Origin of the sequence: Acinetobacter brisouisimilis (assembly GCF_000368265.1) — a bacterium.
GTDB lineage: Bacteria > Pseudomonadota > Gammaproteobacteria > Pseudomonadales > Moraxellaceae > Acinetobacter.
In genome coordinates this window covers 231,650-243,757 of record NZ_KB851219.1, presented here as the reverse complement: position 1 = coordinate 243,757, position 12,108 = coordinate 231,650, and the positions used below count along the sequence as shown (strand labels likewise).

Genomic DNA, 12,108 nt, shown 5'->3' with positions numbered 1-12,108 from the left:
ACGATGAAGTTTCAAAAGCTTTTAGTGGTTTGTATCGGAAATATCTGCCGTAGTCCAATGGTCGAATATTTACTTAAACGAGAGTTTCCTGCACTGGAGGTATCATCTGCAGGTATTCATGCAATGATTGGACACCCTGCAGATGATAAAGCTATACATAGCATGATGCAGCAGCATACATGTACAGATATTTCATCTCATATTGCCAAACAACTTAATGAATCTATGCTTAAACAAGCAGATCTAGTTTTAGTTATGACGGCAAGCCAGCAACAATTTATAGAAAAAACTTGGGCGTTTAGTAAAGGTAAAGTATTCCGCCTTGGACACTGGAGAAATAAAGATATTCTTGACCCTTATCAAAAAGACCAAGACTTTTTTAACGCAACCTGTAGCATGATTAAAGATTGCTTAACAGACTGGTACGAATATTTGTAATTTTAGAATGTGAAGATAATGAATACAACTCAACAGACTGATTATACCATTGATTTAAAAGAATTATTTTTCTCCATGATTGCACAATGGAAGCTGATTGCTGTATGCGTACTACTCAGTCTTATCTGTGCAATACTCTACCTCCGTGTAACACCAGCAACATATGCTGTTGATGGTTTAGTACAAGTTGAATCAACTAAAGGTGGTGCTTCTGCTGCACTTTTAGGTCAGCAGTTATCGAGTATCATGGATACAACAGGTTTAGGGCAACAGCAAGCTCAAGCTGAGATTGAAATCTTAAAATCACGGTTAGTCTTAGGTACAACAATCCAGACCTTAAACTTGGACATCCAAGTTAGCCCAACACAAAATTCTTTATTACAACGAATTATTACAAAACCAGACTTTCAAACCCAGTATTCTACACAAGGTGTTACAATACATAACTATACTGATAATTTTACGATTCGAGAGTTAAAAGTCCCTGAAAGCTTTGAAGATAAAGCCCTCATTTTACACATTTCAGGTGATCAACTGACTCTAACCGATAAAAGAACAGACCTTACTGTATTTAAAGGAAGTCTGAATAAAAATAATATTGTGTCAAATACTGAAGGAACATGGCACATTTCAATTTTCGCAAAAGCTCCGCTTAATCAAAATTATGCTTTAACAAAGCAAGCTTTACCAAATGCTGTAAAATCTGTTTTAGATAATTTTTCAGCAACAGAAGCAGGTAAGCAAACAGGTATTATTAATATTACATATAAAGGGCAAGATGGCTTACATATTACTCATGTACTCAATACAATTTTATCAACCTATAAAGCCCAAAATGTAGAACAGAATTCTGCAGAAAAAGAACAAACCTTAGCATTTTTAAATAAACAGCTTCCTCAACTTAAAGCAGACTTAGACAATGCAGAAAGAAAATTTAATATTTTCCGTGAGGCAAATAATACGGTAGATATTAATCAAGAATCTGAACTGTATTTAAAACAAAGTATTGACCTTGAAACACAAAAAATTCAATTACAACAAAAACAAGCCGAACTTGCTTCTAAATATACCTCTGAACATCCAATGATGCAGGAAGTTAATGCACAGTTAGGTGCGATTAATAAAAAAATGGGGGAATTGGATGCAACACTAAAACGTTTACCTGAAATTCAGCGCAAATATTTACAATTTTACCGTGATGTTGAAGTTAAAAATCAATTATATACCAATCTTTTAAACACTTACCAAACCATGAATGTTGCGAAAGCTGGTGAAATTGGCAATGTTCGTATTGTCGATATGGCGATTGAACCAGTAAAACCAATTAAACCCCAAAAGCTAATTATCTTGATGCTCTCAATTGTTATAGGAGGCTTCATTGGCATATTATTAGCGCTGCTTCGTAGTATGATGCAAAGTGGTATTAAGGATGCATCGCAAATTGAAGATGAATTCAATATCTCTGTTTATGCAACTGTGCCTCGTTCAGACTTACAATTACGTCGTACTCATTTGCTGAAGAAAAAGCGCCAGTTACCAATTTTAGCAATCAAAGATGCTGAAGATGGGGCTGTAGAAAGCTTAAGAAGTTTACGTACTGCTATTTATTTTGCACTAGGCAAAGAGCATGGTAATCAGGTCATTCTAATTTCAGGAACATCACCTGAAATTGGTAAATCTTTTATTGCAATTAACCTTGCCGCAATTTTGGCACAAAGTGGTAAACGCGTATTGTTGATTGATGGAGATATGCGCCGTGGCTACTTACAGCAATATTTTGCTAACCCTAACAACCTTGGTCTTTCCAATTTACTCACTGAGAGTATTACTGAACTACATAAAGTCATTCAAAATACTCATGTTGAAAACTTGGCTTTTATTGCTCGTGGTAAGTCACCGAAAAATCCTGCTGAGTTGCTAAATACAGGGAAATTTATTGCTATTATTGAGCAATTAAAACAAGAATATGACCATATTGTGATTGATACTCCACCACTTCTTGCAGTAACAGATGCAGCGATCATTTCACAATCTGTAGATTTAAACTTATTGGTGGTTCGTTTTGGAAAATCTCACTTAAAAGAAGTTGATATCACCATCAACCGCTTTAAACAAAGCGGTCGTGAAGTACATGGTGTTATTCTTAACGATATTCATAAAACAAGTGGGGCTTACGGCTACGGTTATGACTATCAATATAGTTATGATTATAAATCCCGTAAATAACCAATTTAAGGAGCTTCGGCTCCTCTTTTTTATTCATTGCATGCTAACTCTTTGATATAGAGTAATCTTAAAATACCGGAAGTCAGTAGAAAATAGCTTAAAAATCCTCTAAAAAAGCTAAAAACACTTGTGGATAATATTTGATAAGAAAACCAAGAAATAATTTCATAGACATGATTTTCTGTTAATTTTTCAATATGTATTACGCCACAGATCATTGCACCCATAACACACCGTATGATGAATAGTGAACATATCGACCTTGCCTGAAGTGCATCCTTATGATCTTTATAATAGCGATATAACATGTAAAAAATGATCGGAAGAGGAACTATAGAAAATAAAACCTGCGTTAGTATAGAAACTTTAGTCTGTATATTTAAAAATACAATCGGCTGACTCAAAAACTCCTTGAAAGCAATATTTTTAGCATCATCATGACTAAAACCATCCCACAATAAATGGGTAATTGCCCCTAAAATAATTGCTATAGATAATTTAAGAAAGAAATCACAATAACCATCTATACCAATGATCTGTAACGGATCCCTGATTCTAAAATAGTCGTAAAATATAGGACACCAAATCCAATACCAGACTGCTGCAAAGAATAAACCAACCAACAAATCGGGAAAAATCAGACTAGACCATTGGTGTGATTGCACGTTCGCACTGAATAGCCACGCAAGATCAGGTGCCATACATCCTATTGCAAGACCCGCCATAGGCAGCTGATGTTTAAATAATTTTGCAAGTGGTAAGGCAAGCACGGCATGTGAAACAGTAAATGGCATAACTAATAAAATCCGAATTTTAACCACTGAACAATTAAAAAGATTAAGATCATCAAAACTGATGCTGCAAAAATTCAAAAACCAGCATAATCATGATGTATTTTTAATCATTTATAGATCAGCCAAATAAGCCGCTATTTCATCAACTGCTGCTTTTGCTGTTCTCGATACACCAATTAGTGTTGCTGAGGCTGTTCCTACCCATTCACCATAGCCAACTAGCCATAAGTTATTCACTTTTAAAGAATGTGTACCTACGACTTTGACTGTATCATCTGGTTCCACGACGTTCAGGCTTTTTAAATGATTGAGAGATGCTTTAAATCCAGCATACCAAATCACTGCATTTGTTGTAAAAGATATAAAAGGAGCCCAACTCTTCAAAACGCCCCTATCTCTTGCCTCTTTAACACTGTCAATCATCACGATGTCACCCAATCCACCAATCGGCTGATCGATGACCCGACCTTCCTGTTGTGCTTTGAGCCGTTCAGTTGCTCTTAAAAAGAGTACATAACCATCGACGGCATCGTCAGGTAAAAATTGTGGTGGATTAGGTGTGACCCAAATTGTTTTTGCAACTTTAGAGATCTCAACCAGAATTTGTGCACCTGAATTCCCACAACCAACCACAATGACTTTTTTATTTTTAAATGAATCTGCGTTGATGTAATGAGCTGAATGCAACTGAATGCCCTGAAAGTTTTCATGACCAGCATAATCAGGAATATGCGGTTGACTCCATGTTCCTGTTGCACTGACTACAGCTCGGGCTCTCCAATATTTTTCTCCCACATAAACATCTAAATATGCACCGTTTGATTCAACATGATCCACATGTACTGGACGAATAATTGGGAATTGATAACGTTGTTCATACGCAGCCAAATATTGTATGACTTCATCACGTGTAGGATAGACCTCTGCGGTTTTTGGCATTAGCCAACCAGACAGCGAACTCCATGTGTTGGGAGAAAAAAGCGCAATGATTGCCAAGTATGCTGCCATGCCCCACCCGCCTGATTTTGATCATCTAGAATTACGAATGAAATTTTTTTACGGTTTAAAAAGTAAGCTGTAGAAAGAGCCGTTTGCCCCCCAATAATGACCACATCAATCTCAGTCTGTAGTTGAGTCAAAGCCTTTCTCCTCTATTGAATTATTCGTTTTATAATTAAAATTTTAACGGTGCAATCATATTCAGGATTGCTTCTAAACAATCTAACCCACCACTAAAAATCAAGCTTAATCACCTGAAGTATTAAACTTGTTCTCGCTATTTTCAACAGCAGAAACTTTTCAAAAATTGAATCGCATTTATATTGCTAGAGTTTACAAACTCCGCTGATTTACCCGCTTTGAGAGTTCTTCTGCGGATTCTTTACGTTCTGAGTAGCGGTCGGTGAAGTAGTTCACCTGTCCATAAGTCAGTAAAGTAAACTTAAACAACTCTTCCATCACATCAATGATACGGTCATAGTAAGGCGATGGCTTCATTCTTCCATCTTCTTCAAACTCTAAAGATGCTTTAGGAATTGAAGATTGGTTTGGAATTGTAATCATCCCATCCGCATCCAGCGACCAAGAATTCGCATTTGATTCACGCTGTTAAATAATTGTGCCCCCCACTCACCTACATCAGCGCCAGCGTTTTTCCTTGAGTTGCTCGAATCGCACCACTTGCAAGTGGAATCCAGTCAATCTATGATTTAAAGATTGAACTCATCGCGCCATGGCATTCTGGTGAACACCACACCATGCCTTCAGACCATGTCAATAATGCATGTAACTCTTTTACTTTTGGATGTTCAGCATCTGTATCTTCAGGTAAAGAGAATCCTTTCGGGTGAAATATTTTTACTTCAGCACCAAAGTGTTCCAAAATTCAACCTGCCTCAAGTACTGCTAAATGACTGTATGATCGTTCACGATTTGAGCCACACAACAGTAAAATACGCGGCAGGTGATCCAATTCTTTCGCTTGAACCTTTTTCAAAGTTGGTTGTTCAAGCAGATTCATATCTACATTCGGGAGAGTCATCATGTCTTGTTGCATCAGCATGCTCAAATTAAAAAATTATTATCGTTATCAAGTTTAAGATATAACTTGAATACGAAGTCTGCCTAATGCCTTAAATTTATTCAATACTATGCATCAAACATCGATCTCCTTCATATAATTTTAAAATATTTTATAGGCAACTTATCTCCAGATAACTTTATGCAGTGCATCTTCATTTCTGCCAAACTATATAAAACTCTACACAAAGTCCGTAAGCATACTGAATCTATCGAAATAAAACTTTAAGCATTCAACAACACTGATTGCAGTATCTGAAAAATACAAGAAAAGCCTCAATTGAGGCTTTTCATTTAAACATTTTGGGGAAATAGCCCCAATAGAAGCTTTATATTTAGCGGAAGGATTCAAGCAAGGTTTGCTGAGCATTATATAATGGCTCGCCTTGTTTTGGCTGTACACGTACCCAAACTCCGTCACCTTGCAACAACCATGCCTGCTGATTATCTTGTAAATAATTAAGCAAACCAAACTGATAAATGCGTTTACGCAGTGAAGGATCTTCTATCGGGAAACAGGCTTCTACGCGATTAAACAAGTTGCGGTTCATCCAGTCAGCACTTGAACAGTAAATTCGCGCATTGCCCTGATTGGCAAAATAATACACTCGCGTATGTTCAAGAAAACGTCCAACAATTGAACGTACCCGAATATTTTCTGATAAACCAGGTAATCCTGGGCGTAAGCAACAAATTGAACGAATAATCAAGTCAATCTGTACACCAGCTTGTGAAGCTTCATAGAGTTTGTTAATGAGCTGAACTTCTGTCAAAGCATTCACTTTAATGATGATTCTTGCTTCTTTACCCGCTTTTGCGGCTGCAATTTCATCATCAATACAACTGACGAGGTGGCTATGTAACGTAAATGGCGCATGTAGCAGCTTTTTCAGCTTTGCCATTTTCCCCATACCTGTCAGTTCTTGGAAAATGCGATGCACATCTTCGCAAAGTTCTTTCTCTGTAGTCAGCAAGCCATAGTCGGTATAAATGCGTGCATTACCCGCATGATAGTTACCTGTACCCAAATGCGCATAACGTACCAATTTATTGTTTTCACGGCGTACAACCAAAATCATTTTGGCGTGGGTTTTATAACCCACAATACCGTATACCACGACTGCTCCTGCCTCTTGCAAAACATTAGCAACTTCAATATTGGACTCTTCATCAAAGCGGGCACGTAACTCAATCACCGCAGTCACTTCTTTGCCATTACGAGCGGCTTCTGCCAACACCTGCACAATCTCTGAGTTTGCTCCACTACGGTACAAAGTTTGCTTGATCGCCAAAACCTGTGGGTCACGTGCAGCTTCACGCAGAAATGAAATCACTGGCGCAAAAGATTCAAACGGATGGTGCAGTAAAATATCTTGCTTACGCATTGCCGCAAAGATATTTTCAGACTTGGTTAGCACCTTTGGAATCACTGGCGTAAACGCATCATATTTTAGATGTGGGCGTTTGAAATTCGACAACAAGCGCGCCAAATTGACAGGACCATCAACTTTATAAAGTTGATCTTCATCCAGTTCAAACTCGTTCAGCAAATACTCATAAATATGTTTCGGGCAGTTTTCTGTCACTTCCAAGCGCACTGCGCGACCAAAACGACGTGAGCTGAGTTCACCTTTGAGTGCTTTTGCTAAATCATCAACATCTTCATTCAATTCAAGATCGGCATTACGGGTCACTCTAAACTGGTAACAGCCTGTTGCCGTCATTCCTGGAAATAAGTCTGAAACATGCTCATGAATAATCGCTGACAGCATGACATGGTGTTCTTTACCATCGGTCAATTCATCAGGCAAGCGAACTACTCGCGGTAATGAACGTGGCGCAGGTACAACCGCCAGATCAATTTGACGACCAAAGGCATCTTTACCTTCTAAAGTGACAATAAAGTTTAAGCTTTTATTGACCAAACGCGGAAATGGGTGCGCCGGATCTAAACTAATTGGCGTGAGTACAGGCGCAACCTGTTCTTGAAAATACTTCTTAATCCATGCTGTTTGCGCAGGAGTTAACTCCCCACGGCGCAAGAAGCAAATGTCCTCTTCACGTAAGCGCGCTAGAATTTCCTGATTTAAAATACGATACTGACGTTCAATCGCAATATGCGCAGTTTTTGAGATCTGTTCTAAAACTTGCTTGGGAGTCAAACCATCTGGACTATGGCTTTCATTACCCAAAGTCAGTTGTTCCATGACACCCGCGACACGAATCTCAAAAAATTCATCGAGATTGCGTGAAAAAATCAATAAAAAATTTAAGCGTTCAAGTAATGGGTGTAATGGGTCTACAGCTTGTTCAAGCACCCGTAAATGGAAATCTAAAATCGAGAGTTCACGATTAATATAACGGTCGTTATAAGCATAATCCGCGGCAGTTACACGTTTAGCAACAGGTGCTGGTGTCGGCGCAGGAGATACTTCGGTATTCATATGTCGTTCCATACGTATTTTTCATGTTATTTAAACAGTATGCTGCATATTTATGACGATTTCATAAAGTTTGAACATAAACTATGCAAATGAATATGTCTATGTTGGAATTTGGCTATATCGGATGTATTTCGCAATGAAGCGCTTACGGAATCTAAATTTTTCATCTTCTGGATGTTGCTGATAATAACGTGGATTCGGCAATAAAGCCGCTAAGAAAATCGCCTGTTCACGTGTCAGATTTTTGCTACTTTTATGAAAATAATGACGTGATGCCGCTTCGACACCATAAATGTTAGCCCCCAGTTCTACCGAGTTCATATACACTTCAAGGATGCGTTGTTTTGACCACATACGTTCCATCATCCATGTCGCAATGGCTTCTTGCCCTTTGCGAACGAAAGAACGCTGATTAAACAAAAACAGGTTTTTTGCCAGTTGCTGAGAAATGGTCGAACCACCCGCCACAATTTCATCTGCTTTTTCGTTACGATGTAAGGCAACCTGCATCCCTTCAAAGTCAAAACCATGATGGTGCAAAAATTTACCATCTTCCGCTGCCACGACAGCATGTTTAAACTGATTGCTGATTTCATCATAATCACGCCACTTATGTTGTAGCGTTTCATCGGGATACTGAAATGCATCGATACGCATAAACATGCTGCGGTCTACGGGGTGCGTTCGCCACCACAATAAACTGGCAAAGACCCAGAGTTGAACCAACATAAACAAAGTCATTAAAATCAAAAAAATACGCATGAACAATGTTTTCATGATGTGCAACTACTCCCAATCTCACCCGATATGTTAAGCTGAGTTTTTAAAAAATCGACACAGCATACCATGTCTGAGATGCAACAGCCTCCGTTTTATCGCAGCAACCTTGATGTTCAACTTTGGTGGATTACAGCCACCTTAATCAGTATCAATGTTGGGTTATATTTATGGCAAATTGCAGTCGGTGTCAATCCAAGTCAACCAAGCATTGATGCTGCACTGGCTTGGGGAGCAGACTTTGCACCATTGACCTTTTTGTCTGAGCCTGTGCGGTTATTTACCAGCATGTTTTTTCATTTTGGTTTTCTGCATTTGGCACTCAACATGTGGGCGCTGTATATTTTTGGCAGTCTTGCCGAGCAGATTTTCGGACGTTTTTATTTTCTAGGCATATATATTTGCTGTGGTTTAGCAGGCAGCTTGCTCAGTAGCTGGTTAAATATTCATCATAGTTATTTGTACTTAGAAACCGCCAATACTGCCCTGCTACCGAGCGTCAATGCAGGTGCGTCGGGCGCAATTATGGGCTTGGGCAGTGCCCTGACTGTATTGTCATTATTTCCTAACCTGCCCAATGTGCCTTTTGTCCTGGTGAAACGCAGTTTGTTGCTCATTATGGGAATCAACCTCACTTTGGGCATGCTGATTCCCAACATTAACAATGCCGCGCATTTGGGCGGTGCAATCATGGGCGTCGTGCAAAGCCTGATCTGGTATCGCTGTACCGTTCACGGACGTAATACCCTTGGCAGTTTGCTCGGGCTGAGCGTTGGGATAATGCTGTTAATCGCCAGTTATCTGTACTGTCAGCATCTTGTCCAAGCAGGCTTACTCCCCTTATGGCACCTGATCCTGAAACAGTTTGATATGCCTGCCTAGCTTTGCTCACGCAGACTTTTTAACGGGCTAATCCGTGTCAGATAAGTTAGACGATAACGCCCGACCAACGCACACAAGATCGCCATACCGACAGGCAAACTCAGCCACAAACCTACATGAAGTTGCAGACTTAACTGCAACTTCGAACTGGCAATCGCACTAATCACCTCGGCAAACAAACAGGCAACCAAACCCGATAGCAGCCCCATCATGGCAAATTCACGGGTCAACATATTTTTGATTTGTGCCTGAGAACTACCAAAAGCGCGCATTAACGCTACTTCTTTCTTGCGTTCATCCATGAGCAAGTTCAGACAGGCCAGCAGCACCAAAATCCCAGAAACTGCCACCAGAATTGCCAGTAAAGTGACAATCTGTACCATGACATTGAGCAGATGTTTGATTTGCTCCAGAATCATGCCTACATCAATAAAGACTGTCGTACTATGCTGCTGAATTAACTGTAATAACTTAGCTTTGTCTCGATCTGGTACATACAAGCTGGCAAGGTAGCTACCTGCATTTTCATCCAAAGTTTTCGGTGCAAAAATAAAGAAAAAATTCGGACTGAAACTTTGCCAGTCAACCTGGCGTAAATTCACCACTTTGGCATGCAGTTCGCCTTCAGGCAATGCAAAAGTTAAGCGATCACCCACCCGAATTCCCAAACTTTGCGCAGTTTTTTCTTCGACAGAGACATCCCCTACTTTTTGCAGTTGAGCTGTGCCTTGCGTAATAACATTATCGGCAGGATAGCTTGCAGACTGGGTCAGATTAAGTTCACGGCGTAAACTGTTATTTTGTTCAATCTGCTGTGGGGTAAATGCCTGATCGTTATGTGCAATCAAGCGTCCACGTACATTTGGATAGAGTAGCGTATTTCCCCAGCCATAGCGTTGCAGTTGTTGCTCAAAACTTGGCTTGTCCATCGGCGGCAAACCATAAATAAACTGATTCGGCGTATTGGCTGGAAGTTGCTGCTGCCAACGGGACAACAAGTCTGTACGCAGCACCATCAGCACCGAAATCAGGCTAATTCCAAGTGCCAACGCCGTCATTTGTAACGCTGTTTGCGATGGTACACGCACATACATTGCCCAGTTACTTTGGCTGCGTTTAATCTCACGCAAAACCAGCCATAACATGCCATACATCAACAGCCCGACGACACAAACACTCAGCAGCACAAGCAAGGTCAGTTGAATCGCATGCGTCAACAACACACTAAATAAAATCAGGCTGGTTAGACCTGTCAAAAATGTCCAAATATAAACTCGCCCAAAAGCGGGTACTTGGCGAATCACCCGAATTGGCGGTGTCCGCAAGAGCTGATAAATATTGGGGAAAATAAACCCAAGCAAGACGATGGCACTGGTTAAAAAACCAATCGGTAATGGCTGTAAAATACTGCTAAGCACTTCAATTTGCATCTGAAGGCTCGGCACAAATTGCAGCATCAGTTGTAATAACCCGATACCCAATGACCCACCTAGAACACCTCCAATGCCTGAAGCAATCAGCATGACAATTAAGAGTAAAATCGCAATTGCACCCATGATTTGACGCTGACTGGCCCCTAGACAACGCAGTAATGCAATCTGATCCTGAGTTTGTTGTACATAACGGCGACTCGACAAGGCAATCGCAACACCACAGAGTAAAATCGTCAGCAAATTGGTGAGTTGCAGGAAAGTATCCAGATTTTCTAGCGGTTTGAGTAAACGGGTATTGCCCTGTTTTGCCGTACGTAATTGCAGATTATTATCGGCATTGGCAAGATCACGCTGTGAGTCACTGGCATGTGGATTCTTTAAATTAAACCAGTGCTGATAATCCTGTACTGTCTGAGGCTGACCTGCCAGTAACAAGCGGTATTCAATCCGACTGCCCGCCTGAATGGCATGTGTGCGTGCCACATCTTGCTGATTAATCATCACTGTTGGTGAGAAACCCGAAAAGCCTGTTTCCTGATTGCTATCCTGAACAATCAGCCCTGTAAATTTAAATTCAGCATCGGCAATAAACACCGCGTCGCCCAGTTTGACGTGCAACAAGTCTTGGGCACGTTGACTCAGCCAGACCTCTCCTGCCTGAATCTGTCGTGTAGCAGGACGAATTTGTAAATTGCCTCGCAACGGAAATGTCTGATCAATGGCTTTGACCGTAACCATCACAAACTGATCTTGCGTATGTGCCATACTGCTAAAGACCGTCACCTGAGCCTGTTGCAACTGCTGTTGTTTTGCCTGCTGGATATATTCGGCAGCAATCGGCTTGGTATCTGTGATCGCCATATCACCACCCAGCAATTGCGCTGCCTGCAATAAAATCGCTTGCTGAATTTGCCCATTACTAAATTTCAAGGCAGTTGTGGCAGAAATCGCCAGACTGAGAGCCACGATCAGCAGCCACACACCCTGACTGCGAAAACTCTGCTGTAATAAGGGTTTAATCAAATGATTCATAGG

General features: G+C 40.4%; 8 protein-coding genes and 2 pseudogenes. 3 read left to right on the top strand and 7 right to left on the bottom strand.

What is annotated here, in order from left to right:
• Positions 1-3 precede the first annotated feature (3 nt).
• Together F975_RS04825 and F975_RS04820 are read left to right on the top strand one after the other, a co-directional pair.
• Positions 4-438, top strand: coding sequence for a low molecular weight protein-tyrosine-phosphatase (locus F975_RS04825; protein ID WP_004750909.1), 435 nt, complete (start codon positions 4-6; stop codon positions 436-438).
• A gap of 18 nt (positions 439-456) precedes the next feature.
• Positions 457-2,664, top strand: coding sequence for a polysaccharide biosynthesis tyrosine autokinase (locus tag F975_RS04820; protein ID WP_004750908.1), 2,208 nt, complete (start codon positions 457-459; stop codon positions 2,662-2,664).
• Positions 2,665-2,693: 29 nt separating this feature from the next.
• Here F975_RS04820 and F975_RS04815 read toward each other — a convergent pair whose 3' ends face one another.
• The 6 genes and pseudogenes from F975_RS04815 to mtgA all read right to left on the bottom strand — a co-directional run bounded on the left by F975_RS04815 (position 2,694) and on the right by mtgA (position 8,758).
• Positions 2,694-3,458, bottom strand: coding sequence for a DUF4184 family protein (locus tag F975_RS04815; RefSeq protein WP_004750907.1), 765 nt, complete (start codon positions 3,456-3,458; stop codon positions 2,694-2,696).
• Positions 3,459-3,569: 111 nt separating this feature from the next.
• A pseudogene (locus F975_RS04810) lies at positions 3,570-4,597 on the bottom strand (ArsO family NAD(P)H-dependent flavin-containing monooxygenase).
• A 193-nt stretch (positions 4,598-4,790) separates the two neighbouring features.
• A pseudogene (locus F975_RS04805) lies at positions 4,791-5,343 on the bottom strand (NAD(P)H-dependent oxidoreductase).
• Complete coding sequence (locus F975_RS15990; RefSeq protein WP_228127408.1) at positions 5,344-5,502, bottom strand: hypothetical protein; 159 nt, start codon at positions 5,500-5,502, stop codon at positions 5,344-5,346.
• 370 nt (positions 5,503-5,872) lie between these two features.
• A complete protein-coding gene (gene ppk1, locus F975_RS04800) occupies positions 5,873-7,981 on the bottom strand; it encodes a polyphosphate kinase 1 (RefSeq protein WP_004750903.1) in 2,109 nt (702 codons plus the stop codon).
• 99 nt (positions 7,982-8,080) lie between these two features.
• The gene (mtgA, locus tag F975_RS04795) at positions 8,081-8,758 is read right to left on the bottom strand and encodes a monofunctional biosynthetic peptidoglycan transglycosylase (RefSeq protein WP_004750902.1); all 678 of its coding nucleotides are present in this window, start codon (positions 8,756-8,758) and stop codon (positions 8,081-8,083) included.
• A 69-nt stretch (positions 8,759-8,827) separates the two neighbouring features.
• Here mtgA and F975_RS04790 point away from each other — a divergent pair, with 69 nt between their 5' ends.
• Positions 8,828-9,640 carry a rhomboid family intramembrane serine protease gene (locus F975_RS04790; RefSeq protein WP_004750901.1) on the top strand — a complete coding sequence of 271 codons (813 nt, stop codon included), beginning with the start codon at positions 8,828-8,830 and terminating at the stop codon, positions 9,638-9,640.
• Here F975_RS04790 and F975_RS04785 read toward each other — a convergent pair.
• Positions 9,637-12,105 carry an ABC transporter permease gene (locus tag F975_RS04785; RefSeq protein WP_004750899.1) on the bottom strand — a complete coding sequence of 823 codons (2,469 nt, stop codon included), beginning with the start codon at positions 12,103-12,105 and terminating at the stop codon, positions 9,637-9,639. The two genes, F975_RS04790 and F975_RS04785, sit on opposite strands and share 4 nt — an antisense overlap.
• Positions 12,106-12,108: the final 3 nt, after the last annotated feature.

Bases quoted from the DNA above. Each gene is read 5' to 3' on its own strand.
- F975_RS04815 (WP_004750907.1), bottom strand. From the start codon at position 3,458: ATGCCATTTACTGTTTCACATGCCGTGCTTGCCTTACCACTTGCAAAA.
- F975_RS04785 (WP_004750899.1), bottom strand. From the start codon at position 12,105: ATGAATCATTTGATTAAACCCTTATTACAGCAGAGTTTTCGCAGTCAG.
- F975_RS04820 (WP_004750908.1), top strand. From the start codon at position 457: ATGAATACAACTCAACAGACTGATTATACCATTGATTTAAAAGAATTA.
- ppk1 (WP_004750903.1), bottom strand. From the start codon at position 7,981: ATGAATACCGAAGTATCTCCTGCGCCGACACCAGCACCTGTTGCTAAA.
- F975_RS15990 (WP_228127408.1), bottom strand. From the start codon at position 5,502: ATGATGACTCTCCCGAATGTAGATATGAATCTGCTTGAACAACCAACT.
- F975_RS04825 (WP_004750909.1), top strand. From the start codon at position 4: ATGAAGTTTCAAAAGCTTTTAGTGGTTTGTATCGGAAATATCTGCCGT.
- mtgA (WP_004750902.1), bottom strand. From the start codon at position 8,758: ATGAAAACATTGTTCATGCGTATTTTTTTGATTTTAATGACTTTGTTT.
- F975_RS04790 (WP_004750901.1), top strand. From the start codon at position 8,828: ATGTCTGAGATGCAACAGCCTCCGTTTTATCGCAGCAACCTTGATGTT.